The sequence below is a fragment of the Streptomyces sp. NPDC050147 genome (assembly GCF_040660195.1).
Taxonomy (GTDB): Bacteria; Actinomycetota; Actinomycetes; order Streptomycetales; family Streptomycetaceae; genus Streptomyces.
The window spans coordinates 24,674-49,205 of the sequence record NZ_JBFALJ010000007.1 but is presented as its reverse complement, the minus strand read 5'-3'; the positions used below and the strand labels follow the sequence as shown (position 1 = coordinate 49,205).

Here is a 24,532-nt window from a genome sequence, read left to right as displayed (position 1 = left end):
GCGCTGTAGTGGCCTTAGTGAGAACCGATGGTCGAACGGCGTGGGGCCTTGAGCCAGGGCGGACTGGGCTTGCCACCCCTATTGACATGCCGCCAATAAGCCATTCAAGGTGAGGTCGCCCGGAGATTTCCGCTCGCCGAGTCCGCGTGATGACTCCGCTCGACGGTTCGCGATGAAGGGAGCCCGCCGTGGTCACCGCACAGCAACTGCACAAGTCCTCGCGTCGATGTACGAGTAGCCACCCGAGCCGCACCAGGTACACATAAGGCCGTTGGTGGCAGCCAGCAGCAGGGTGCCGCCGCCGGCCATCAGCACGACGACAGGCAAGGACGACTCCATGGGCGATCAGCGCCAGACCCCCCAGCGACGCAGGATGGAGCCGGACGCCCGGCGCGCGGAGATCCTCGTCGTCGCCCGCCGGCTGTTCGGAGCGAACGGCTACACCGCGGTGTCCACCTCGGACATCGCCGCCGAAGCCGGCGTCGCACGGGCGCTGATCAACCACTATTTCGGAGGGAAGCGGCAGCTCTACCTCGAAGTGGTGCGGCAGATGATGGTGGTGCCGGCCTCTGTGTCCGAGAGCCTGCCACGGACCACCCCGGAGGAGCGCCTGTCGATCTGCGTCGACCGGTGGCTCGAAGTCGTGGAACGCAACCGGGAGATGTGGCTTTCCGCGATCGGCCTGGAAGCCCTGGGCAACGATCCCGAGATCGACCGGATCATGCTCGAGGCGGACGAGATCGCGACGGACCGCATTCTCGAGGCCGCGATGATGACCGACGTCACCGAAGGACGCGTCAAGCTCCGCGCGATCATCCGCTCCCACAGCGCCATGCTCAAGGCCGCTTCCCGTGAGTGGCTGGTGCGCGGCACCCTCAGCCGCGGCGACCTGCACGTCATCCTCACCCGCGCGGTGCTCCACCTGCTGAACACGGTTTATCCCGCCCTACTGGACGACGAGTAGCCCGGTGGCCGACGCGTTTCACGTACCGATCCTTTCCAGATGAACGCCGTTCACGTCTGAAGCTGCTCAAGGAGGAATACGCACATGCCCCGAGTTCTCACCGACGAGCAACGCGACCTGGTCAAGGCGGTAGCCGACTTCTGCCGTCGTGAGTGCGGCACCAAGGAGCAGCGGGACAAGCTGACTGAGGGCGGCCAGGAGCCGCACAACCAGAAGCTGTACGAGAAGATGGCGGGCCTGGGCTGGCTCGGCATCGTCATTCCGGAGGAGTACGGTGGCGCGGGTCAAGGCATGACCGACCTGTGCCTGTTCCTGGAGGAGACCGCATACGGGCTCGCCCCGATCAGCGGCTTCGGGACCACGGTGATCACCGCTGCGGCGTACGAGAAGTTCGGCACCGCGGAGCAGAAGCGACGCATTCTCGAAGGGGTGACGGCCGGCCGGGTCGAGGCCATCTCGATGTCCGAGCCCGGTGCCGGCTCGGACGTGGGTGCGCTGACCTGCAGCGCGGTCCACGTCGACGGCGGCTACGTGATCAATGGGCAGAAGACCTGGTGCTCCAACGCGCATATCGCCGACCACATCCTGCTCATCGCCCGTACCTCGCTGGATGGCTCGAAGCACGACGGGCTCACCCAGTTCATGGTGCCCACGGACGCAGTAGGCCTGGAGATCCGCGGCATCGAGACGATGGGCGGCAAGGAGGTCAACGACCTCTACTTCACCGACTGCTTCGTCCCGGACTCGGCGGTCGTCGGCTCGGTGGGGAAGGCCTGGCCGCAGCTGATGACCGGATTGAACCTGGAGCGGATGATTCTTGCCGCGCTGATGCTCGGCACCGCCCGCCGGGCATTCGACGACACCCTCGTATACGTGCGCCAGCGCGAGCAGTTCGGGCAGCCGATCGGCTCGTTCCAGGCACTCAAGCACCGGATCGCCGACATGGCCACCGAACTCGCATGCGCCGGCCTCCTCGTGTACGACGTAGCCGCCGCAATCGACGCGGAGCCCAACCGTGTCTTCGCCCGCGAGGCATCCATGGCCAAGCTCAAGTGCACGGAACTCGCCAAGCACGTGACCTTGGAGGGCATGCAGATGCTCGGCGGCTACGGCTACGCGACCGAGTACGGCATGGAAGCCCTGTTGCGCTCGACCGTCGTCTCCACGGTGTACGGCGGCACGAGCGAGATCCAGCGGGACATCATCGGCAAGACGTACGGGTTGTAGAGGCGGCATTGCCGAGGACACGGCTCTGCGAGACGTTCGGGGTCGAGCAGCCCATCGTCCAGACCCCGCACACCGAAAGCGCCAACCCAGCACGGTCCCGATAACCAGGGGCGACAACAGGTGACGGCAGGTCAGGAAGTCCAGCACCGATCCAGCACGGGCACGGGATCGGGGCCGCACCCCGAAAGGTGCGCCCCTAACTGACCCGCACGTTTGCCATGATCAGCGAACGTCGCTACAGCAGCCGCTTCACGTTGTCGCCGAACGTCCACCCCTTTGAACCGTCCCAGTTGATGGACCAGGTCATCAGGCCCTTGAGGGCTCCGCCGTAGTGGTTCCATGCCTGGGTCACCAGGCTCGGGGCCATGTAGCCGCCGCCCGCGCCCGGTTGCGCTGGCAGGCCTGGGACCTGTTTGTCGTAGGGGACCTTGATCGTGGTGCCCTGGATGACCAGGCCCTTGTTCAGGCAGTCCGTCTGCGCGATGAACCCCCGTACGGTTCCGGCGGAGTAGGAGTCGCCGGAGCAGCCGTACATGCTCCCGTTGTAGTACTGCATGTTCAGCCACCAGAGGCGGCCGTTGTCCGCGTACTTCTTCACGATGGGGAGGTACGCGCCCCAGATCGAGCCGTACGCCACGCTGCCCCCGGTGACGTACGCCGTCTCGGGCGCCATCGTCAGGCCGAAGTTGGCGGGCATCCGGGCGAGGACGCCGTCGATGATGCGCACGAGGTTGGCCTGCGACGCGGAGAGCTGGTTGATGTTGCCGCTGCCCACGAGGCCGGTCTCGATGTCGATGTCTATGCCGTCGAAGTTGTACTTCTTCAGGATCGGCACCACGGTCTCGACGAAGCGGTCGGCGACGGTGCTCGAGCTGAGGTCGATGCCCGCCGTCGCACCGCCGATCGACATGAGGATCGTGGCACCGTCCGCCTTGGCCCGGCACATCTCGGCCGGTGTGGCGACCTTCACCGTCGAGTCCATGCCGTCCTCCCACAGGACGGTGCCGTCGGAGCGGATGACGGGGAACGCCGCGTTGATCACGTTGTAGCCGTGGTCGCGCATGCGAGTGTCGGTGATCGGGGTCCAACCGAACGGCGGGTGCACGCCGTTGGCGGCTCCGTCCCAGTTCTCCCAGTAGCCCTGGAGCACCTTCCCGGCGGGCTTGGACTTGACCGCGCACGTCTCTTCCATGGGGCCGCGGGGGGCATCACGGGCGTCCCGGGAAGCGACCTCGACATGGGTGCTCTGCGTGACGCGGCTGGTGTCCCGGCTGCCCTGCGGAGCCGCGCTGCTCTGCGCCGCGCCGGCGAACACCGGCACGGCGAAGGCCATCGCCAGACCGACAGCCAGAAGACGGGACGGCGGGCGGCGCTGGATGCGGGCGTGGGAAGAGATTCGGGATGACACGCTTACCTCCTGGACAGTGGTGCCTGGAGACGTAAGAGGTGCGACGCGCCACACCGTAAAGAGGTCCAGACCTTCCGTCAATAGGTCTGGACCAAGCCTTCCCTAGCCCCGCCTCAGCCGGGCCGGCCCGACGGAACCCGCTCCCGCAGGCCCAGCACACGAGCCGAACTCGGCCGGCTTCAGGCCCTTGGCCCCGCGGAGGCTCCGAAGGCACCGTCGGCAGCCGCGAAGGCCAGTTCGGCGAAGCGCTCGCCCATACGACGGTGGGTGGCGGCGTCCGGATGCAGTTTGTCGGGCAGCGGCAGCTCGGCGAAGTCGGCCTCCCCGTACAGCTCGCGGCCGTCGAGGTAGCGCAGGTTGGGGTCGTCGGCCGACCGCTGCTCCACGATCCGGGCCAGTTCCTCGCGGATGACCCGCAGCGTCAGCTTCCCGCCGGCACGCTCCGCCGGATCGCCCATGGCGCTGAACGTCAGCCGTCCTGAACTGAGGTCGCTGAAGTCAGGCGCGCAGGGGCCGGGGGTGTCCTCGTGGATGGGGCACAGGATGGGCGAGACGACCAACAGGGGCGTGTCGGGGTGGCCTTCACGGATGGTGTCGAGGAACCCGTGGACAGCCGGACCGAAGGCACGCAGGCGCATCAGGTCGGCGTTGACCACGTTGATGCCGATCTTGACGCTGATCAGGTCGGCGGGAGTGTCCCGCAGGGTGCGAGCGGTGAACGGGTCGAGGAGAGCGCTGCCGGCCAGGCCGAGGTTGATCAGTTCGACACCGCCGAGGGAAGCGGCGAGGACGGGCCAGACGGCGGTGGGGCTCGCCGCGTCGGAGCCATGGCTGATCGAACTGCCGTGGTGCAGCCACACCTTGCGACCCCGGTCCGGGGCGAGCTCGACGGGTGCGTCGGTGCGCAGCTCGACGAGTTCGGTCGTCTCGTTGTGCGGCAGCCAGATCTCGATGTCCTTGGCGCGGTCGGGCAGTTCGGCGTAGCGGAGCGTGCCGACCGGGCCGGGCCGGGTCTCGACCTTGCCGTTGGTCAGGTCGATGGTCAGGGTTCTGCCACCGCTCACCGAATCCTGACCTGCCAGGTGTCCGTCGACGAGCAGGTCGTACAGCCCCTCCGGGCGGGGCGGGGCGCCCACGTAGTCGCGCTTGGTGCGAAGCGCGTCCAGTTCGATGATGGTGGCCCGCGTGCGGAAGGCAAGGCGCACACCGGAGGGCTGGGACTCCGCCATGGCCAACTGCCCGTCGGCGCACTGAGCGCGGGCCCATGCGGGCAGCCGGTGCGGCAGGACGCCGTGCGCGGTGTGCTCCAGGTCGAGGGCGCCGCGCAGAATGTCCGCGGTGATGGGTGTGGTGATCCAGTCTTGCTCGGTGTCCATGGCCTCCGCCTGATGATCATCGTATGTGGGTTGTTTCGGTCGTCTGGGCTGCCGGTCAGGCTTGCGGGAGGGGCCGATACATCTACATCGATACGTCGATACGTCGATGTAGATACGTCGCTACAACGCTGCCACCCCCGGCGGGAGTCGGCTCACGAGGACCCGGTCGGGGCACGGGCCCCAGGTCAGGGGCACAGGACCCGGTCAGGGGCACAGGCCCCGGGTCAGAGCGCGGGCCTGGTCGGAGCGCCGCCTCGGTCAGGGCGCCGCCCCAGTCAGAGCGCCGCCCCAGTCAGGGCGCGGGCCAGTTCCGGAGCAGGGAGTCGAGGGCATCCAGGATGCGTGCCCACGATTCCTGCGAGTCGGGCTCGCTGTGGCTGAAGCCCCCCGCCATCTCCAGGCTGACGTAGCCGTGGAAGACGCTGCCCAGCATCCGGACCGCGTGCGTCTGGTCGGCTTCCGTCAGGTCGTAGCCGCGCAGGATCGCCCGCGTCATCTGGGCGTGCCTGACGCCCGCGCTGGCCGCCGCCGTCTCCGGGTCGAGCCTCAGCCGGGCCGCGGCATAGCGTCCGGGGTGCTCCCTCGCGTAGTCGCGGTAGACATCGGCGAACGCGGTCAACGCGTCCTTCCCGGCCCGCCCGGCCAGCGCGGCGGCGCCCCGGTCGGCGAGTTCCTCCAGCGAAAGGAGGGCAATCCGCGTCTTGAGGTCCTGCGAGTTCTTCAAGTGCGAGTACAGACTCGCGACCTTGACGTCGAAACGTCTGGCGAGCGCCGAGACAGTCACCTGCTCGAAGCCGACCTCGTCGGCCAGCTCCGCCCCGGCTTGCGCCAAGCGCTCCACGGTCAGTCCTGCGCGAACCATGCCCTTCCTCCACTTCGGCTTAACCAATGATGCATCTACCTAATACCTTTAGGCAAATCGGCTAGCCGCACAGGAAGCGCCAGTCACCCACAGACCGATGCCGCCCAGTTCACTGAAGGCGCCGTCCACGAGTACGGCCACGTACCCTCCGGGACACCAAGGCCGGCCGGCACGGCACGGCGAAAACCCCCGACTCCTTGGAGTTCGGGGGTGATGCCGCCGCCGCGGCACATGGACCGTTCTTGACCCACAGGCCAAGAACCACGCTCAGGCGGCGCGACGCACCCGTGCGGCCTTACGGGCCTCAGCCATCTCGCGGGATTCGGCGGTCCTGCGGGAGCCGCCGCCGGAACGGCCGGGCTGCCCCGGACGCGTGCCCATCCCCCGGAAGGGGGCGCCGCCGCGCTGCTTGGGGCGATCGATCGGCGCACTGCCCCCGATGGGCACTCCAGAGGGGGCCTTCGCCCCGGTGATGCGGCTCAACTCGGCTTCCCCGGAGCGCACTTGCGTGATCCGCGGCCTGATCCCGGCGGCGGACATCAGACGGCTCATGTCACGACGCTGGTTGGGGGTCACCAGGGTGACCACACTGCCGGACTCACCGGCGCGGGCCGTACGGCCGCCGCGGTGGAGGTAGTCCTTGTGGTCGATGGGCGGGTCGACGTTGACCACCAGGTCGAGGTTGTCGACGTGGATGCCGCGGGCCGCGACGTTGGTGGCCACCAGGACCGTCACCGCCCCGGTCTTGAACTGGGCGAGCGTGCGGGTGCGCTGGGGCTGCGACTTGCCGCCGTGCAGCGCGGCGGCCCGTACGCCGCTGCCCATCAGGTGCTTGGTGAACTGGTCGACGGCGTGCTTGGTGTCCAGGAACATGATCACCCGGCCCTCACGGGCCGCGATCTCGGTGGCGGTCGCCATCTTGTCGGCGCCGTGCACGTGCAGTTCGTGGTGCTCCATCGTGGTGACCGCACCCTTGGACGGGTCGACGGAGTGGACGACCGGGTCGTGGAGGTAGCTGCGCACCAGCAGGTCGACGTTGCGGTCGAGAGTGGCGGAGAACAGCATCCGCTGGCCGTCGGGACGTACCAGGTCGAGCAGTTCGGTGACCTGGGGCATGAAGCCCATGTCGGCCATCTGGTCGGCCTCGTCCAGGACAGTAATGCTCACCCGGTCCAGGCGGCAGTCCTTGCGTTCGATGAGGTCCTTGAGGCGTCCGGGCGTGGCGACGACCACCTCGGCACCGGAGCGCAGCGCTCCGGCCTGCCTGCCGATCGACATCCCGCCGACCACCGTGGCGATACGCAGCTTCAGCGCCCGGGCGTACGGGGTGAGCGCCTCGGTGACCTGCTGGGCGAGCTCCCTGGTGGGAACGAGGACGAGAGCGAGGGGCTGCTTCGACTCGGCGCGCCGGCCGGCGGTGCGCACGAGGAGCGGAAGCCCGAAGGCGAGAGTCTTACCGGATCCGGTGCGACCGCGGCCCAGTACGTCCCGGCCCGCGAGGGCGTTCGGCAGCGTGGCCGCCTGGATCGGGAACGGCTCGGTCACGCCGAGGTCGGTGAGCGTCTTCAGCAGCGGGGCCGGCATGTCGAGTTCGGCGAAGGTCGCCGCCGCCGGCAGGCCCGGGGTGATGGTGACCGGCAGGGCGAACTCGCCCTGGGGCGCGGCAGGTCGGCGCCCCTGCCCGCCGGAGCGGTTTCCGGTGCGGGCGCCGCCACCCTTGCGGGGGTCGGCACCGCGGGGGCCGCCGCTGTTGCGGGGATTGGAGTATCGGTCGTTCGCGCGTGCTGAACGGTTCATGGAGAACCTTCCTCGATATGGCACGCATCGAGGAATTCTCGGTGGTTTCAACCGAACGAATTGCAAGCACGAGCCGAATAAAAGACAAAACCTTCTGTAAACAGCAACGAGCTGGCGCCCGCGCCGTGAGGCGCGGACACCAGCGTCGTTTTAACGCTTCAGCGTCAGGCGGGAACGATGTTCTCCGCCTGCGGGCCCTTCTGGCCCTGAGTGACGTCGAAGTTCACCTTCTGGCCTTCCTGAAGCTCACGGAAGCCCTGGGTGGCGATGTTCGAGTAGTGGGCGAAGACGTCGGGGCCGCCACCCTCCTGCTCGATGAAGCCGAAGCCCTTTTCCGAGTTGAACCACTTCACGGTGCCAGTAGCCATACTATTTTTCTCCTTCGGGGCAAGCTCCGGGACCCGCACTGTGCGAACCCCGGCGTCGCCACGTTGATTGCCCCGTCCGGGAAAACTTCTCCCCGGAAATACAAAAGTGCCCGGTGGAATTGTCCACCAAAGGCACTTGAAGTCTTATGGGAACCACAACTGCAACTACGATCAACAGTAGCACGAGATCAGCTTCACGGCACGGGCAAGCCCCACATATTTCGCCCGACCGGCCCTGAGGCCGGGCCACATTGCGGAGACCTGCGGCCCTCGGGCCTCACCCGGAGCGAGGAAGACCCGCCGGAGCAGACCCCAGGGCGTCCGCCACGCCGCCCGCTCTCCAGCTCACCCACGACGCAGGTGACGCCGACCGGCGGAGGTGTCCGAAGAGTCCGGTTCGTTTCCGGCGGGACACCCCGGCCGCGATGCCGTCCGGACCCGGCGTGCCGCCGAGGCCACCCTCCAAGTCATGCAGGCCCCGCGTCACCCCACCAGCCCCATGCGGCACAGGCGCAGCTTGCGGACACTCCTGCTGTCACGTGTAAATGCAGGACAGTTCAATACTGAAACGCACATTCCATTGCAATCTCGTTATGCATTGACTCCTTGACGCCGGGAACACTCCGGGGTTGGCTTTCAGCCATCTCGGACCACAACGAAGCGGTCCGATCGAGGAAGTGGGCGAATGAAAACCCGTATGCGTGAAGCCACCGTCGCCGTATCTGTGAGCGCCCTGGCACTCTCGCTTGCCGCCTGCGGCAGCCTGCTGGAGTCGGACGACGGGGAGTCACAGGCCGAGAGGAAGGGTGACGCGGTCACCATCGGCCTGCTCCTGCCCGAGACGGAGACGGCCCGCTACGAGAAGTTCGACCACCCCATCATCGAGAAGCAGGTCAAGAAGCTCACCAACGGCAAGGGCAAGCTCGTCTACGCCAATGCCAAGGGCGACGCGGCCAAGCAGAACGGCCAGCTCGACCAGATGGTCGCGGACAAGGTCGACGCGATCTTGGTGAGCGCGGTGGACGCAAAGAAGCTCGCGCCGTCGGTCAAGAAGGCGAAGGAAGCGGACATTCCCGTCATCGCCTACGACCGGCTCGCCGAGGGACCCGTGTCCGGTTACGTGGCCTTCGACAACGAACTGGTCGGACAGGTCCAGGGCCAGGCGATCCTGAAGGCGCTCGGCAGCGGCAACCGCCAGAACAGCAAGGTCGTCATGATCAACGGAGCGCCGACCGACCCGAACGCCGCCGTGTTCAAGGAAGGCGCGCTCTCCCAGCTCCAGAACCAGGTGGACATCGCCAAGTCGTACGACACCGATGGCTGGAAGCCGCAGACGGCCGGCACCCACATGACCGACGCGATCACCGCCGTCGGCAAGGACAACATCGCCGCCGTCTACTCCGCCAACGACGGCATGGCGGGCGGTGCCATCAAGGCCCTCAAGGCCGCGGGCATCACCGACCTGCCGCCGGTCACCGGCCAGGACGCAGAACTGCCGGCCGTGCAGCGCATCGTCACGGGCGAGCAGTACATGAGCGTCTACAAGCCCTACCCCGAAGAGGCCGTCGGTGCCGCGGAGATGGCGGTCCGGATCGCCCAGGGCCGCATGGTCGAGTACGACGCCCTGGCCGGGGACAGGTCCGAGAACGCCACCACGAAGAACATTCCCTCCCTCCTCGTCTCGGTCCGCCCCCTGACCCGGGACACCATCAAGTCCACGGTCATCAAGGACGGCATCTACAAGACCGACGAGATCTGCACGGCCGAGTTCAAGGCGGCGTGCGCGACGATCGGACTCAAGGGCTAGACCGCTCAGTACCAGTAGCCGCTCCGGGGCAGCTTCAGCCAGCGGTCGGGCGAGCCGGTGACGGCGCGGCCATGGGTCAGACGCAGGCCCGCGAAGGCACAGGAGTAGGCGACCGCTTTGTAGCGATAGAGCTAGGAGGCGAGGACCTCTGCTGAGGAGTCGGCCCCATCGGGGCCTCCTCCCTGGTGCAGGTCCCCGCCTTCTATGACGCCGTCGCGGGCGATGCTGCCTTGGTCGGCGCTCTTGGGATTGGCATGGAGGCCGTAGCAGACGGTGCCCGCGGAGAGCGTCGTCCGCCCTCCGTCGCGGCGGCGGATTCAGCCGGGGTCAGGCCACGCTCATCGGCCGGCACCACGAAGAGGTCCGGGTTCGGCCCCGCCAGGCTGAGCCGCCCCGGAGACCAGTCCGCCAGCACTGTGCGCCACGGGTCCGTCCCCGCGGCGGCCAGAACACGGGCGTTGTCCGCACGGTCGGCCAGGACCGCGGCCCACAGCGCGGTGCATCCCTCCGCCTCGGCGTCGACGTCGTCGACACGGCGGGCCAGTTCGGCGACCACGTCCGGTGAGCCGAACTCGGCCGCAATGTGCAGGGGACGGCCGCTCCCCCACGCATTCGGGTCGGCTCCGCGCTCCAGCCGTTCACGTACCAGCGCGGGATCCCGCCAGCTCTCCCAGCCCAGGCCCGTCCAGCCGCCACCTTCGACAACAGCCATGACACTCCCCCCCCTCGTGGTGGCCACACCTTCTGGCCGGGCCGTCACCAGCCACCGGCACCAGCCACCGGTCACCGATCACCGGCCACTCACTGAACGCTACAGACGGCCACTGACAATCACCTCCGCCCCGTCCGCCCCCGTCGACGCCTTCGCCCTCTCCGCCCCCTCCGACGTTTGCCGGGGGATGCGTGCGCCCGGGCAGTTGTGGCTCACCGTGTCGGCGAAGGTCTTGGCCAAGGGGGACAGCGCGTCCCAACGGCGTACCGCCCAGCCGGTCCACAGGGTGGGCAGTTCCGGGATGGGGATCAGGCGCAGGTCCGGGTGGCCCGGGCCGCGCCAGCCCGGCAGGTCGGGGACGATCGCGTGGCCCAGGCCGAGTTCGGCGAGCAGCAGGGCAGTGTCCCAGTCGGCGACGCTGGTGTCGGATGCCGGGCTGATGTCGCGCTCGGTGAACCAGGCGTCCAGACGCGCGCGGGAGGTCGTGCTCTCCGGGAGCCCGATGAGCTGGATGCCGGCCAGGTCGGCGGTGGTGATCTGCGACTTGGTGGCGAGAGGGTCGTCGCGGTGGACGGCCAGCACCCAGGGCAGTTCGATGACGGGGCGTTGCTCGATGCCCTTCACCGGTCCGCCGATGGTGATCCAGGCCAGGTCCAGACCGCCCGCGATGAGGGCGTCGAAGCAGCTGCGGCTGGAGTGCGCGGTCTGGAATTCCAGGCTCACTTGGGGGTGGCGTCGGCGGAAGGCGACGATCGCGTCGGACATGAAGTGCCGCACCGTGGTGGCGCCGGTGGTGATCCGCACCGATCCGGCCTCGCCGTGCACCAGGTCGTTCAGCCGGCGCAAGGCGTGGTCGATGTCGCCAAGGCCGCCGGCGGCCGCGTTGTGCAGGAGCTGTCCTGCCGGGGTGGGGACGACTCCTCGCGGGTGGCGTTCGAGGAGGCTGAGCCCGAGCTCTCGCTCCAGGCGCTTGATGTGCTGGCTGACCGCGGGCTGCGTGCAGGCCAGGTCGCGGGCAACGGCGCTGAGGCTGCCCGTTCGGCAGACGGCGACGAAGACACGTAGGTCGTCAAGAGTCATGAAGGGTGAAGCTACAGCTTGGGGGTCTGCAAGGAAATCCGAGGATTGACTTGGGTGTCGGGCGAGCGGGACGATCTTCCCGGGCCCAGGGCGGCAACCCGGCCCGGTCCGTACGTCTTCCGGAGGGCGGGCGGGCCGGGCCGGGTGCCGACCCGTCGGCCCCGCACCAGACTTCTCCGTCCCGGGCTGCCCGCACTCCGGTACGCCGACCGTCCCGGGGAGGACGATCCATGCAGGCGCTCGAGACAGTGGCCATAGCGGCCGCGGCCGTCGCGGCAGGGGGCATCAACGCGGTGGTCGGCTCCGGCACGTTGATCACCTTCCCCACGCTGCTGGCCTTCGGTTACCCACCGGTGCTGGCCAACGTCTCCAACACCATTGGGCTCGTCCCGGGCGTGATCAGCGCGGCGTACGGATATCGCGCCGAACTCGAGGGACAGCGGTCCCGCCTCATCAAGCTCGGCCTCGCATCACTCCTGGGCGGTGTGGTGGGGGCCGTCCTGCTCCTGAAGCTGTCCGCCGACACGTTCCGGTCGGCCGTGCCGGTGTTGATCCTGATCGCCTGTGTGTTGGTCCTTCTGCAGCCCCGCCTACAGAAGTGGCTCGCGGGGCGCGACAGCCGCGGCCGTGCGGACGGCGGTGCGCCTTTGTGGGCCGGCGTCATGGTGACCGGCGTCTACGGCGGTTACTTCGGCGCGGCCCAAGGGGTGCTGCTCATGGGCCTGTTCGGGTCGTTCCTCCGGGATGACCTGCAGCGCCTGAACGCCGTGAAGAACGTTCTCGCGTCCATCGTGAACGGCGTGGCCGCAGTGATCTTCATCGCGGTGACGAGCGTCGACTGGACGGTGGCCGGTGTGATCGCCCTCGGCTCGACCCTGGGAGGTCTGATCGGCGCGCGCGTGGGACGGCGCCTCTCACCCACCGTGCTGCGCGGGCTCATTGTGGCCGTCGGGGTGACGGCGGCTGTCGCCGTGGCCTTGTGAGCACTTCCAGGCACCTGCAGGTGCTGCCAGGCACTTCCAGGAACCTCCACGCACCCCCAGGAACCTCACGCATCCCAGGCGCCCCCAGGCACTACCGACCCGGCCAGTTCGGCTGAGCGGTTCAGTGACGGCCGAGCAGTTGAGCGGCGGCCGAGCCGTTGAGCTGCGGCTGAACGGTTGAGCAGCCGCGCCGGACGCGCCGCCGCCTAGGCCGCCCTGTTCTGGCGCCGGTAGCCACCCGGCGCCAAGCCGTACTCCCGCTTGAAGGCTTTGGCGAAGGCGAACTCCGAGCCGTATCCGGTGCGGGCCGCGACCGTCGTCAGCGGGGCGTCGGACTCCCGCAGCATCCGCGCGGCGGTCGTCATGCGCCAGCGGGTCAGATAGGCCATCGGCGGTTCGCCGACCAGCGCGGCGAACCGGCGGGCGAACGCGGCGCGGGACAGACCGGCCCGCACCGCGAGGGACTCGACCGTCCACGAGGCCGCGGGATCGTCGTGCATGGCCGACAGGGCGGGCGCCACCGCCGAGTCGCCCAGGGCCGCCGCCCAGCCCTGAGCGGCGGCCGCGGGCTGATCGTCCAGCCAGGCCCGCAGGATGTAGAGGAGCAGCGAGTCGATCAAGGTGGGCACGATGCCGTCGGAGCCTATGCGCGGGTTCTCCAGCTCGGAGCCGAGGAGTTGGACGGCGGCGCTCAGCTCCGGATGGCGGCCGTGCCGCGTCGGCAGATGGATCACCTCGGGCAGCTGGCGCACCAGCGGGTGCGGGCGCCCCTGGTCCAGGTGGTAGTTGCCGCACAGCAGGCTGGTCGCCGCGCCCTCGCCGCCGAGTGTGACCGAGCCGATCGGTGAACCCCCCTGATATCGCACGGCCTCCAACTCCTCGGCCGGGGTGGAGGGGTGGTCGGCGAGGATGTGGCCCCGGCCGTCGCGCAGGAAGATCACGTCCCCGGGGTTCAGCTGGACCGGCTCCAGCCGTGCGGTCGCCTCGGGCAGGGGGACCAGCCAGCACGTGCCGTACAGCACCACGTGGAAACCGGCGCCCGCGACGGACGGCAGTCGCAGGCCCCAGGGGGCGCGGCCGTTGGTCCGCACGGACGCGGGGTGCCCCGTGCGCATCGAGGCCAGCGCCTCGGTGAGGATGTCCATCCGGCCTCGCCCTTCCTGATGCAGCCGTCGCGGTCACCCTGTTCAGACCGTCAGGACAATCTTGCCCTGTACGTGTCCCGCGGCGACCAGTTCGTGTGCCTTGCCCGCCTCCGACAGTGGGAACGTCTCTTCGACGTAGGGACGGATCCGGCCCGCGTCGATCAGCTCGGCGAGCGCTTCGAGCCCGGCGGAGTCCGGCTCGACCAGGACACCGGCGAAGCGCCGTCCCGCGGTCTCGACGCGTGCGGCGAGCTCCTTGTCGCCGTGCTCCAGGAGGCTGATGAGTACGCCGCCGGGGCGGACCACGCCGAGCGAGCGGTCGCCCTGGGCCGTGGAGTCGAGGAGGACGTCCACGTCCTTGACGACCTCGGTGAAGTCGGTGGTCCGGTAGTCGATGATCTCGTCGGCGCCGAGGCCGCGTAGGAAGTCGTGCCGGCCTGCGCCGGCTATGCCGATCACGTGAGCGCCTCGCGCCTTGGCGATCTGCACCGCGAAGTGGCCGACGCCACCGGCCGCCCGCTGGATCAGCACCCGGTCGCCTTCCCTGACGTCCGCCGCGCGCACCAGGCCCTGCCAGGCGGTGAGCGCCGCGAGGGGGACCGCGGCGGCGTGCACGTGGTCCAGCGACGCGGGCTTGCGGGCCAGCTGGCTTGACGGAACGGCGACGTAATCGGCGTACGCGGTGGCGGCGCGGGGGAAGTGCGGCATGCCGTACACCTCGTCGCCCACCGCGAACCCGGCGCCGGGGCCGGCCTCTTCGACCACCCCGGAGATGTCCCATCCCACGCCGAACGGCGGCTCACCGAGCAGCGGGAAGGCGCCTGCCCTGACGGCGACATCCACGGGGTTGACGGCACTGGCGCGGACCTTGACGAGAACCTCGCCTGCCTGCGGCTTCGGCTGTTCGATCTCCACGAGCTCAAGGACCTCGGGGCCGCCGAGAGACTTCTGGATCACTGCGCGCACGGTAATTCTCCTGGGTTCGTTGAGTTGTTTCCTCAACCTTAGGGAGATCGAATGAGCCGCAGAATGGCTTTCTGTCTCGTCTGCATGTCTCAGCGTCTTGCCGATGGGCACCTTCGGCCATAGGTGCTCCAGGTCACACCGCAAGCGGCGTCCGCCGGTCACATTCCCGCGTCGCGGCCCGTCAGAGCAGTGACGCACTGCAGACAGACGCCAGGCCGGAGCGAGTCCGGCCCGGCACCCCCGATGGGAGCATTCCTGATGTCCACCGCCTTCGTTGTCGTCACCGTCCTGGCCGCCGTCATGGTGGGCTTCTCGGCCGTCTCCGTCTTCCTTCGCGCCAAGTGGGTCGTGGAGCCCATGGCCGACTACGGCGTCCCCTTCTCGTGGCTGCCCTGGCTCGGCGCGGCCAAGGCCGCGGGGGCGGCAGGTCTGCTGGTCGGACTGCTCGTGCCGGCCATCGGTGTCGCGGCCGGGATCGGCCTGGCGCTGTACTTCACCGGCGCCGTCGTCACCGTGATCCGCGCCCGCTGGTACGCGCACATCCCGTTCCCCCTGCTGTACATGGCGCCGGTGGTCGGCGCCCTGGTCCTGGGCTTCGCCGCCTGACCTCATGAACGACAAGTCGACGGCGGCCCACGCCACCAACACCTGGCAGTACTTCATCGACGGAAACAAGATCGCCGACACCTCCAACGCCTTCTACGCCTGCGTCGACGTGAACATGGGGGTCTGAGCCCCCGCGCGGGTGGTTCCCCCACACCGCCCCCACCCGGCAGGCCGGGCTTTGCGTACGAGCCACGGCCGCCGGGAGAGGGAGCCGCCTGCCGGCGTGACGAGCGCACGAAATGACGCTCAAGGGCACATACGGACTGAGATGGTGGGCGCATGGCCGATCTGCGCAAGACTCTTCAGACGCACGTCAGCAACAGCTCCGTGCCGGGAGTGGTGGGCCTGGTGGCCCGTGGTGACCGGGCCGAAGAGGTCGCGGCCGTCGGGTCCGTCGACGTAGAGGGCACCGCTCCGATGGCCAGGGACTCGATCTTCCGCATCGCGTCGCTGACCAAACCCGTCGTCGCCGCCGCCGTCATGATGCTGGTCGAGGAGGGCCGGATCGCACTGGGCGCCCCCGTCCGGGAGTGGCTCCCGGAGCTGGCGTCGCCGAGCGTCGTCCGCGCTCCGGACTCACCACTGGACGACGTCGTTCCCGCGGTCCGTCCCATCACGGTGTTCCACCTGCTCGCCTCCCGTACCGGATACGGATTCCCGTCCGACTTCTCGCTGCCCGCGCTCGCGCCGCTCTTCAGCGAGCTGAAGCAAGGCCCTCCGCAACCTCAGGCCGTTCCCGCACCGGATGCGTGGATGGCCGCCCTGTCCCGGATCCCGCTCCTGCACCAGCCGGGCGACGGCTGGCTCTACAACCTCAGCTCCGACCTCCAGGGCGTACTCGTCTCCCGGGTCACGGGTGTGCCTCTGCCCGAGTTCCTGGCGGAGCGGCTGTTCGAGCCGCTGGGGATGGCCGACACCGCGTTCGCGGTGCCGCCCGGCAAGCTCGACCGGTTCACCAGCTATTACGCGGCCGGTTCCGAGGCCGGGCCCGAACGCGACCCCCGCAGCGGACTCGAACTGCTCGACGCCCCCGACGGGCAGTGGAGCAGTCCGCCTCCGTTCCCGTCCGGCGCCGGTGGTCTCGTCTCGACCGTCGACGACTGGCTGGCCTTCGGGCGGATGCTGCTCGCCGAGGGGACGGCCGACGGACGTCGGCTGCTCTCGCCCGATTCGGTGCGGCAGATGACCACCAACCACCTCACCACAGCCGAACGGGAGTCCGCCGGTCTCTTCCTCGAAGGCATGGGCTGGGGCTTCGGCGGCGCGGTGGACGTCGAGGCCGCCGAACCGTGGAGCGTGCCGGGGCGCTACGGCTGGGTCGGCGGAACCGGCACGACGGCGCACATCACACCGTCCACCGGCGCGGTCACCGTCATGTTCAGCCAGTTGCAGATGGGCGGTCCCAGCTTCCCCGAGCTGATGCGGGACTTCTGGCGGTACGCGGCCGGGACCTGAGGCGGCAGGCGCTCCAGGCCCCGCGCCTGCCCGCTGGCCGTCCGCGACTGCCACATCGGCTACGTCCACCTGGAGACGCTGCCGTTGTACGACGTCTTCGCGAGCGGTGTCCTGGAACGGATCCCCGCACACGTCACCGCATCTGCCGCCGCACCAACTCGTGCAGCCGCCCGCCGGTATCCGCCAGCAGCTGCGCGGGGGGTCCCTGCTGCACGACTCTGCCCTCCGACATGACGATCACGCGGTCCGCGTCCATGACCGTGGAGAGACGGTGGGCGATGACGATGCGGGTGGCGTTCAGGGCCCGGGTGCTGTCGATGACCGTGCGCTGTGTCTCGTTGTCCAGGGCGCTGGTCGCCTCGTCGAAGAAGAGGACGCGCGGGCGCCGGATCAGGGCCTGGGCGATCATCAGACGCTGGCGCTGGCCGCCGGAGACGGCTCCGCCGCCGGAGATCATCGTGTGCAGGCCCATCGGCATGCGCTTGATGTCCTCGGCGAGACCCGCCATCGCCGCGGCCTCCCACGCCTCCTCCTGCGTGAACGTCTCGGCGCCGCAGATGCAGTCCAGGATCGATCCGGTGAGCGGCTGCGCGTTCTGCAGGACGACGCCGCACTGGCGGCGTACGGCGGCCTGGTCCAGGGCCGACAGGTCCTGACCGTCGTAGAGGACGCTGCCTGAGACCGGTTTGTCGAAGCCGATCAAAAGGCGCAGCAGCGTCGACTTGCCGCAGCCGCTGGGGCCGACGATCGCGACGAACTCGCCCGGCCTGATGGACAGGGACACGTCGTCCAGGACCAAGGGGCCGTCGTCCGCGTAACGGAAGGACAGTGCGCGGGTCTCGATCTCGCCCTGCAGCTCGCCCGGCTGCGTGCTCGCGCCCCGCACCTCGGGCGCCTCGTCGAGCACCGGCTTGATCTGCTCGAACATCGGGAGCACGGCAGCCGCCGAGAGCAGCGTGCCGGTGAGCTGCGTGACGGATGTCAGGAGCATCGTCACCGCCGTGCTGAAGGTGAGGAACTCCCCCGCCGTGAGGCTGCCGCGGGCCGGACCCGCGAGGAGGATGAACATGATGAGCGTGCACAGCGGCAGATAGACCGAGTTGAGGACCGTCGTGACGTTCTTGATGCGGCCCGCGCGCTGTTGCAGCTCCCGGCTGCGCGCGAACTCGCCCGCCCACGCCGCGTACGCGAAGCTCTCCGCTCCGGCGACGCGGAGTTTGGGCAGGCCGCGCAGCGTCTGGAACGCCTGGTTGTTGAGCTTGTTGGAGAGCTCGACGAGCCGACGCTGCCAGCGCAGTTCCCACAGGCCGAGCGTGAGGAACACGGCCGCGATGACGGTGAGCATCGCCAGCGCGGCCAGGGCCAGCGGGACGCTGTAGAGCAGCAGCAGGACCAGGTTCATCGCGCCGATCGTGCCCGCCTGAAGCGCGACGGGACCGATGCCCGACATGACCCGGCGGATCGTGCTGACGCCCATCGCCGCGCTCGCCAGTTCACCGGTGGACCGGGAGGCGAAGAAGCGCGTGGGCAGCCGCAACAGCCGGTCCCAGACCGCTGGTTGGAGGGTGCTCTCCATGCGGCCCTCCATCCGCAGGATGGTGAGGTTCTGAAGCAGCATGAACGCGGCGGAGACGATGCTCGTGATCATCACTGCCAGGGACACCTGGACGATGAGGCTCTTCTCGCCGTTCGGGACGAACACGCCGAGCACCTGGCCCGTCGCGATCGGCACGAGCGCCCCGATCGCGACCGTCACCAGACCGGCGATCGCGAGATTGCGTACGTCGCCGCCGGTGCCCCGCAGGCCGAAGCGGAAGAGACGCCACGGCGTCAGGGACCGCTCCGGCAGCGGCCGGTAGAACATCACCGCCTGCGGTTCGAACTCCTGCGCGTTGGTCTTGTCGACGCGCGTGCGCCGACCGGAGGTGGGGTGCACGGACTCGTAGCCGCCGCGCCGCCACAGCAGCGCGACCGGCGCCCCACTCGCCGCGCGGTGTCCCACGAGGGGGCCCGCGTTCTCGCGCCACCAACGCCCGTCGAGGCGCACGGCACGGGTGCGGACGCGCGAGGCCACGGCGATCTGCTCGACCGGGTCGATCCGGTCGCTGACCGCACCGCCCTGCGCCGGGCCGGACAGCGTGATGCCCGCCGCGTCGGCGACCAGGCGGCAGGCCGCGTACGTCGCGTCGTCACCGCCCCGCGACTCGGTGCGCCGCGCGCCGCCCTTGCCGGAGCGGCCGATGGAAGCGATCAGGGTCCGGTCGGCCTGCTCGCGGACCGTCTCGCCCGCCTTGATGCCGGCGGCCGTGCGGTCCTCGTGGGCCCGCTCCAGACGTTCGATCCAGCGGTCGAGGGTCGAGAGCAGCCGGTACTGCTGGTTGACCATGCGCTGCCACATCGCGGCGTCGACGAGCAGGTCCCCCGCGGCCTCGGCGCTGTAGGCGGAGCCGTACTGCACGCTGCCCGGGGCGACCGGCATCCAGAGGATGTCGTCGTCGGTCGCGACGTCGTCGGCCATGGTGCGGCCGTCGAGCGGCGCCTCGAACAGCACCCGGTGGCTGCGTCCGATGCCGAGCGCGAAGGCGTGCTCAAGCAGGCTCAGGGACGCGTCCTGGGTGTCGTACTGACTGGGGTACTGCTGCTCGTACGCCCAGGTGTCGCCGTAGTCGGGGCGGTACAGCTCACGCAGCGGGATCCGGCGCAGCTCGCAGCCCTGGAGGGGGCGCCCGACGAGGGTGTGCTGGGGGCCTTCGACGGGGCCGAGGAGCAGGGTGCCCGGTTCGAGGCGGCCGAGGAAGTGCCAGTGGCCCTGCTGCACGGCGTCCACCGCGAACAGGTCGAGCGCACCGGCCACGACGAGCCACAGGACCTGCGGGCCTTCGAGGTGGACGCTGCTCAGCCCCGTGCAGTCGGCCGGTGTGCCGAGCGCGCCGAAGGCGGCGGCGACCGAATCGCCGCTGTAGGAGGTGTACTGCTCAGGTACCGAGGTCACCTCAGTGCTCCTTGACCAGGTCGGCGTAGGGACCGCCCGCGGCGACCAGCTGCTCGTGGCGGCCCCGCTCGACGACCGTGCCGTGATCGAGGACGACGATCTCGTCGCTGTCGCGCACGGTGCTCAGACGGTGCGCGATGACGACGCAGGCGCAGCCGCGGCGGCGCAGGTTGTCGATGATGACCTGCTCGGTCTCGGCGTCCAGGGCACTGGTGACCTCGTCGAGCACGAGGATGCTGGGGCGTCGGACCAGGGCTCGCGCGATCTCCAGGCGTTGGCGCTGCCCGCCCGAGAAGTTGCGGCCGTCCTGTTCGACGCGGCCGTGGATGCCGCCGGGCCTGCGGGCGACGATGTCGAACAGGCAGGCGTCCTTGAGGGCGGCCACGACCGCGTCGTCCGGGATGGAGGGGTTCCACAGCGCCACGTTGTCGCGGATGGTGCCCTCGAAGAGGAAGACGTCCTGGTCGACGAAGGAGACGGAGGCCGCGAGCGCGCCGCGCGGGATGTCCTCGAGGCGCTGTCCGTCGATGCGGATCGTGCCCTCCCAGGGGCTGTAGAGCCCTGAGATCAGCCGGGAGACGGTCGACTTGCCGCTGCCGGAGCCGCCGACGAGCGCGACCTGCTGTCCCGGTCCGACCGACAGCGAGAAGCCGGTCAGGAGCGGCTTGTCGAGGGGGCTGTAGCCGAAGGTGATGTCGTCGAGGGTGACGTGGCCCTTGAGGCGGCGGGTGCTCGCCTCCGGTTCGGGGCGGGAGTAGAGGGTGTCGACGGGGAAGTTCTCGACGTCCTTGAGGCGGGCGACGTCGGCGCCGAAGTCCTGGATGCGGCCCGCGACGCCGTTCAGGCGGGTGATCGGCGCGGTGAAGCGGGTGACCAGGGCTTGAAAGGCGACGAGCAGACCGATCGAAAGGTGCCCCTCCACCGCGCGCAGGCCGCCGATCCACAGGATCAGGGCGCTGTTGAGCGTCGCGAGGGTCGGCGCGACGACACCGAGCCAGGCACTGGGCACGCCGAGGCGCTGCTGCTCCTCCAGGGTGGTGGCGTGCTGGCCCGCCCACCGCCGGAAGTAGCCGTTCTCGCTGCCGGTGGCCTTCATCGTCTCGATCAACTGCAGGCCGGTGTACGAGGTGTTGGTGAGCTTGGCGCTGTCGGCGCGCAGTTTCTGCGTTCCGGTGGCCCGCAGCCGGATGACGATGCGCATCGCGACGATGTTCAGCAGCGCGATGCCGACGCCGACTAGGGTGAGCTGGGGATCGTAGGTCCACAGCAGGGCCGCGTAGAGGAGTACGACGATGCCGTCGACGCCCGCGGCCGTCAGGTCGCGGGCCAGAGTCTCGGCGACCGCGTCGTTGGACGCGAGCCGCTGGACGAGGTCGGCGGGGCTGCGCTGGGCGTAGAACGTGACGGGCAGACGCAGCAGGTGGCGCAGGAAGCGGGCGCTGCTCAGCGTCGAGGAGATGATGCGTCCGCGTAGCAGGTTCGCCTGTTGCAGCCAGGTCAGGACGACCGTGAGCGCCACCATCGCGCCCATGGACGCGAACAGAGCGCCCAGCAGGGACGTCTGATGACCGATCAGGAACAGGTCGATGTACGTGCGGCTGAGCGCGGGCAGCGCCGCGCCGACCGCGACGAGCAGCAGGCTGGCGAAGAGCGCGGCGAGCATGGTGCCCGTGGTGCCGCGCAGCCGCGCCGGGAGCGCCCGCATGACGCCGGGCCTACGGCCTCCGGTACGGAAGTTCTCCCCCGGTTCGAGGACCAGGACGACACCGGTGAAGCTGGTGTCGAAGTCCTCGGAGGGCACGAAGCGGCGCCCTTTGTCCGGGTCGTTGATGTGCACGCCCCGGCGGCCGAGGCGTCGCCCCATGCCGTCGTACACGACATAGTGGTTGAACTCCCAGAAGAGGATCGCGGGCGCCTTGACCTCGGCGAGCGCGCCCGGTTCCATCTGCATGCCCTTGGCCGTCAGGCCGTAACTGCGCGCCGCTTTGAGGAGGTTGCTGGCCCGCGAGCCGTCGCGGGACACGCCGCACGCGATGCGCAGCTCCTCCAGCGGGACGTGCCGTCCGTAGTGCGCGAGGACCATGGCGAGCGCGGCGGCGCCGCACTCCACGGCTTCCATCTGCAGGACCGTGGGCGTACGGACGGTCTTCTGCCGCTTGCCCTTCGACGCGGGGCGGGGCGCGGCCCGGCGGCGGCTGCGCTGCGGGGGCTCGGGGCGGTGTCTGCGGCGGCCGCCGGGGGGCGGCAGCTGCTGCTGGTGCGCCGGGGAGGGGTGCGGTGCGGTCACGGAAGCAGCCAATCGATCGGGCGCTGCTCGGCGAGGTGGAAGGCGCCGGTGGCCAGGGTCATGGAGTCGAGTGCGAAGGGCGGGCCGCCGGCGGAGGTCCACTTGTAGCCGGACCTGGTGCCGGAGGAGTCCTCCAGGCTCACGAGGACCGCCACGGGCGGTCCGTCCTTGGTGAACTGCCTGGCCAGGTCCTTGTCCCCCAGGAATCCGCTGACCTTCTGTTCGCTCTGGGCGGCTCGCCCGATCGCCTTCACGTGGCCGCGCAGCTTGCCGTACTTCTCCGTGGGAACGGTCTGGACGGTGAGGTCCACCGAGGCGCCGACGGGCACGGTCGCCGCGCTGTCCGCCGGTACGTAGAGCATCGCGAGGAGGGGGTCGTCGGTGCCCGAGACGCGCTCGACGGTCGCGACGTCGGCGCCGGTGGTGACGACGGTGCCGATCCTGGCGACCAGTGTGGTCACGCGGCCCGCGGCGATGGACCGTACGACCTTGTCTCCTTGGTCCGTACGGACCTTGAGCACGGGAGCGCCCGCGGCGACCCGCTTGCCCTCTTCGGCGAGGACGCGCGTCACCTGTCCGGTGACGGGGCTCTGCAGGACGTAACTGCCCTGGCCGTGGGTGAGGATGCCGGGTGCGCGGAGTGTGGAGGAGATCGTGCCGGTCACGGCCCAGACGCTCGCGGCGGCCATGACGACGAGGGTGACGGCGAGTACGAGCAGGCCCTGGGGTCGGGCGTAGCGCACCGGCAGGTCGAGTTCCTCGGGCGACTGCAGTTTGGACAGGGCCTGTTGGCGGAACTGCACGGAGCGCTTCCCTTACTTTGCCTACGGCGTCCGTGAGCCCCGGAACTGGATGTTCCGGGGCTCACGGATCAATGGTGTCTCAGTGAGGTCGAGACTCAGAGACCGGCGACCGTGCTGGTGGCCAGGCCCGCGATCGGGGCCGTGTTCAGGCCGGTGGTGCCCTCGACGATGCCGACGGCCGTGCCGACGGTGGAGGAGACCGGGGCGACCGAGTCGACCAGGCCGGTCACGGTGCCGACGGCGTTGGCGGAGAGGCCACCCGAGACGTTGTCGAGGTCGGCGTCGGAAATCTCGAGGGTCTCGACCTGGGGGGTGTAGTTCATGTGTGAGCTGCCCTTCTCATGAATGTCGCAAAGGTGTTTCCAACACTGCGGAACCTGCTGTGCGAATTCCGCGGTGGCCAGGATCAAAGCACGTTCGCAGGTCGCACATCCAATCGATGTGGCGACGGCCGACGGCCCTCGCAGCATCGAATCGCCGCTGCGTGCAGGCATGTTCACTGCTCGGGAGCATCTCCTTCACAAGATTCACAGGAGGAAATCCCAGGAGCGGAAGGACTCCCTCCACCAAAGCGGACACTCTCACACCAAAGCGAAAGTTCTGTGGTCAATACACAAGGGCGGCGGGTGGAGTATTCGCCGAGTGGCGTGACTGGGCTGCGTATTCGATGTGCAGGTTTATTGAAGGCGTGCGGAATCGTGGCCGAAGGGGACACCGAGGCGTTCTTCGGCGGGGACGGCACGACCTTCTTCCGCGGGTACGGGCGTTGGGTACGCGCGGATCGGACGAACGAAGGAAGGAAGACCGGGCCGGGGGCGATACGTGCCGTTCGGGGCGGTGCAGCATAATGCGGCCATGCGGATCTCAGCCAGGGCGGACTACGCGGTACGTGCCGCGCTGCAACTCGCCGCGTGCCAGGGCGACGGGCCGCTGAAGGCCGAGGCCATCGCGGACGCCCAGGAGATCCCGCACAAGTTCCTTGAAGGCATCCTCAACGACATGCGGCGCGGCGGTCTCGTACTCAGCCAGCGCGGCGGCAACGGCGGCTACCGCCTGGCCCGGCCCGCCGACAGCATCAGCATCGCCGACGTCATCCGGGTCGTGGAGGGCCCCCTGGTGTCGGTACGCGGCGTACGCCCGCCGGAGCTGGCCTACAGCGGGCCCGCGGAATCACTACTGCCGCTGTGGATCGCGCTGCGGGCGAACGTCCGCCAGATCCTCGAGGGCGTGTCGCTGGCCGATGTCGCGGGCGCCGAACTGCCCACCCCGGTCACGGCGCTCGCCGCGGACCCCGCGGCCTGGACGAACCCTTAGCTCCCCGCATTCGGTGAGGTAACCGGCCCGGGGCACGTCGATCGGCCCTCCGTGACGGAACGACGTCCGGCCCCACCGGGCCTCAACCGCGCGGTCAACGCCGGTTGCGCGGGTGGTTGCGCGCCACCCGCTCATTGCCGTGCTTGTACGCGCCGGTCCAGCGGGCCATGACCAGCTGGGCATCGCCCGAGTCGACCTCGGCGAGGAACTTCTCGGCGCGCGCACCGCGCAGCGTGCCGGCCTCGCGCCCGTGATGGGTGATTGTCACGCTGGCGTCGGGACGCTGCTCATAGGTGAATCCTGAGGGCCTTGGCATAGCCGGATGCTAGACATGACGGCCGCGCTTCCGTAAGCGAATTTCGGCGCGCTGCGGGTATGGG

At 69.3% G+C, this 24,532-nt stretch carries 22 protein-coding genes and 1 pseudogene; 9 read left to right on the top strand and 14 right to left on the bottom strand.

Going from position 1 to position 24,532, the window contains the following annotated elements; genetic code table 11:
* Positions 1-274 precede the first annotated feature (274 nt).
* Complete coding sequence (locus tag AB0I94_RS13335) at positions 275-964, top strand: helix-turn-helix domain-containing protein (RefSeq protein WP_363309642.1); 690 nt, start codon at positions 275-277, stop codon at positions 962-964.
* An 84-nt stretch (positions 965-1,048) separates the two neighbouring features.
* Positions 1,049-2,191, top strand: coding sequence for an acyl-CoA dehydrogenase family protein (locus tag AB0I94_RS13330; RefSeq protein ID WP_363309640.1), 1,143 nt, complete (start codon positions 1,049-1,051; stop codon positions 2,189-2,191).
* A gap of 235 nt (positions 2,192-2,426) precedes the next feature.
* Here the strand turns inward: AB0I94_RS13330 and AB0I94_RS13325 are convergent, their stop codons facing one another.
* From AB0I94_RS13325 to AB0I94_RS13305, 5 genes are all read right to left on the bottom strand, one after another.
* Complete coding sequence (locus tag AB0I94_RS13325) at positions 2,427-3,524, bottom strand: chitinase (protein WP_363309884.1); 1,098 nt, start codon at positions 3,522-3,524, stop codon at positions 2,427-2,429.
* Between the two features lie 254 nt (positions 3,525-3,778).
* Entirely contained in the window at positions 3,779-4,975 is a 1,197-nt protein-coding gene (locus tag AB0I94_RS13320; protein WP_363309639.1) for a GDSL-type esterase/lipase family protein, read from the bottom strand.
* A gap of 292 nt (positions 4,976-5,267) precedes the next feature.
* Positions 5,268-5,837, bottom strand: a complete 570-nt coding sequence (locus tag AB0I94_RS13315; RefSeq protein WP_363309638.1) for a WHG domain-containing protein — start codon at positions 5,835-5,837, stop codon at positions 5,268-5,270.
* A 267-nt stretch (positions 5,838-6,104) separates the two neighbouring features.
* Positions 6,105-7,634 carry a DEAD/DEAH box helicase gene (locus tag AB0I94_RS13310; protein ID WP_363309637.1) on the bottom strand — a complete coding sequence of 510 codons (1,530 nt, stop codon included), beginning with the start codon at positions 7,632-7,634 and terminating at the stop codon, positions 6,105-6,107.
* 164 nt (positions 7,635-7,798) lie between these two features.
* The gene (locus AB0I94_RS13305) at positions 7,799-8,002 is read right to left on the bottom strand and encodes a cold-shock protein (protein WP_100598391.1); all 204 of its coding nucleotides are present in this window, start codon (positions 8,000-8,002) and stop codon (positions 7,799-7,801) included.
* Positions 8,003-8,699: 697 nt separating this feature from the next.
* On the opposite strand from AB0I94_RS13305, the gene AB0I94_RS13300 reads away from it, so the two are divergent.
* Positions 8,700-9,809: a substrate-binding domain-containing protein gene (locus AB0I94_RS13300; RefSeq protein WP_363309636.1), complete on the top strand. Its 1,110-nt coding sequence runs from the start codon at positions 8,700-8,702 to the stop codon at positions 9,807-9,809.
* A gap of 202 nt (positions 9,810-10,011) precedes the next feature.
* Here the strand turns inward: AB0I94_RS13300 and AB0I94_RS13295 are convergent, their stop codons facing one another.
* Positions 10,012-10,521 carry an ankyrin repeat domain-containing protein gene (locus AB0I94_RS13295; protein ID WP_363309634.1) on the bottom strand — a complete coding sequence of 170 codons (510 nt, stop codon included), beginning with the start codon at positions 10,519-10,521 and terminating at the stop codon, positions 10,012-10,014.
* Positions 10,522-10,620: 99 nt separating this feature from the next.
* Positions 10,621-11,601 (bottom strand): LysR family transcriptional regulator, encoded by a 981-nt coding sequence (locus AB0I94_RS13290; RefSeq protein ID WP_363309633.1) that lies wholly within the window; start codon positions 11,599-11,601, stop codon positions 10,621-10,623.
* A gap of 230 nt (positions 11,602-11,831) precedes the next feature.
* On the opposite strand from AB0I94_RS13290, the gene AB0I94_RS13285 reads away from it, so the two are divergent.
* Entirely contained in the window at positions 11,832-12,584 is a 753-nt protein-coding gene (locus tag AB0I94_RS13285; protein WP_363309632.1) for a sulfite exporter TauE/SafE family protein, read from the top strand.
* 206 nt (positions 12,585-12,790) lie between these two features.
* Here the strand turns inward: AB0I94_RS13285 and AB0I94_RS13280 are convergent, their stop codons facing one another.
* Both AB0I94_RS13280 and AB0I94_RS13275 read right to left on the bottom strand, forming a co-directional pair.
* Positions 12,791-13,729, bottom strand: coding sequence for an AraC family transcriptional regulator (locus tag AB0I94_RS13280; RefSeq protein ID WP_363309631.1), 939 nt, complete (start codon positions 13,727-13,729; stop codon positions 12,791-12,793).
* A gap of 42 nt (positions 13,730-13,771) precedes the next feature.
* Complete coding sequence (locus tag AB0I94_RS13275) at positions 13,772-14,695, bottom strand: NADP-dependent oxidoreductase (protein WP_363309630.1); 924 nt, start codon at positions 14,693-14,695, stop codon at positions 13,772-13,774.
* Between the two features lie 258 nt (positions 14,696-14,953).
* Here AB0I94_RS13275 and AB0I94_RS13270 point away from each other — a divergent pair, with 258 nt between their 5' ends.
* From AB0I94_RS13270 to AB0I94_RS13255, 4 genes and pseudogenes are all read left to right on the top strand, one after another.
* Positions 14,954-15,301, top strand: coding sequence for a DoxX family protein (locus AB0I94_RS13270; protein WP_363309629.1), 348 nt, complete (start codon positions 14,954-14,956; stop codon positions 15,299-15,301).
* Positions 15,302-15,305: 4 nt separating this feature from the next.
* Positions 15,306-15,428 carry a hypothetical protein gene (locus AB0I94_RS13265; protein WP_363309628.1) on the top strand — a complete coding sequence of 41 codons (123 nt, stop codon included), beginning with the start codon at positions 15,306-15,308 and terminating at the stop codon, positions 15,426-15,428.
* Between the two features lie 152 nt (positions 15,429-15,580).
* Complete coding sequence (locus tag AB0I94_RS13260; RefSeq protein ID WP_363309627.1) at positions 15,581-16,756, top strand: serine hydrolase domain-containing protein; 1,176 nt, start codon at positions 15,581-15,583, stop codon at positions 16,754-16,756.
* An 18-nt stretch (positions 16,757-16,774) separates the two neighbouring features.
* Positions 16,775-16,990: pseudogene (locus AB0I94_RS13255) on the top strand (radical SAM protein); the annotation flags it as partial.
* On the opposite strand, the gene AB0I94_RS13250 reads toward AB0I94_RS13255, so the two are convergent.
* The 4 genes from AB0I94_RS13250 to AB0I94_RS13235 form a co-directional block, all read right to left on the bottom strand.
* A complete protein-coding gene (locus tag AB0I94_RS13250; protein ID WP_363309626.1) occupies positions 16,890-19,748 on the bottom strand; it encodes an NHLP bacteriocin export ABC transporter permease/ATPase subunit in 2,859 nt (952 codons plus the stop codon). The pseudogene AB0I94_RS13255 and the gene AB0I94_RS13250 overlap by 101 nt on opposite strands.
* A 1-nt stretch (position 19,749) precedes the next feature.
* The gene (locus tag AB0I94_RS13245) at positions 19,750-22,035 is read right to left on the bottom strand and encodes an NHLP family bacteriocin export ABC transporter peptidase/permease/ATPase subunit (RefSeq protein ID WP_363309625.1); all 2,286 of its coding nucleotides are present in this window, start codon (positions 22,033-22,035) and stop codon (positions 19,750-19,752) included.
* Positions 22,032-22,838: an HlyD family efflux transporter periplasmic adaptor subunit gene (locus AB0I94_RS13240; protein ID WP_363309624.1), complete on the bottom strand. Its 807-nt coding sequence runs from the start codon at positions 22,836-22,838 to the stop codon at positions 22,032-22,034. Before AB0I94_RS13240 ends, AB0I94_RS13245 begins: the two co-directional genes overlap by 4 nt.
* A 95-nt stretch (positions 22,839-22,933) precedes the next feature.
* Complete coding sequence (locus tag AB0I94_RS13235) at positions 22,934-23,161, bottom strand: type A2 lantipeptide (protein ID WP_363309623.1); 228 nt, start codon at positions 23,159-23,161, stop codon at positions 22,934-22,936.
* Between the two features lie 532 nt (positions 23,162-23,693).
* On the opposite strand from AB0I94_RS13235, the gene AB0I94_RS13230 reads away from it, so the two are divergent.
* Complete coding sequence (locus AB0I94_RS13230; RefSeq protein WP_363309622.1) at positions 23,694-24,152, top strand: Rrf2 family transcriptional regulator; 459 nt, start codon at positions 23,694-23,696, stop codon at positions 24,150-24,152.
* A gap of 94 nt (positions 24,153-24,246) precedes the next feature.
* Here AB0I94_RS13230 and AB0I94_RS13225 read toward each other — a convergent pair whose 3' ends face one another.
* Positions 24,247-24,468, bottom strand: a complete 222-nt coding sequence (locus AB0I94_RS13225; RefSeq protein ID WP_363309621.1) for a hypothetical protein — start codon at positions 24,466-24,468, stop codon at positions 24,247-24,249.
* Between the last annotated feature and the right edge of the window lie 64 nt (positions 24,469-24,532).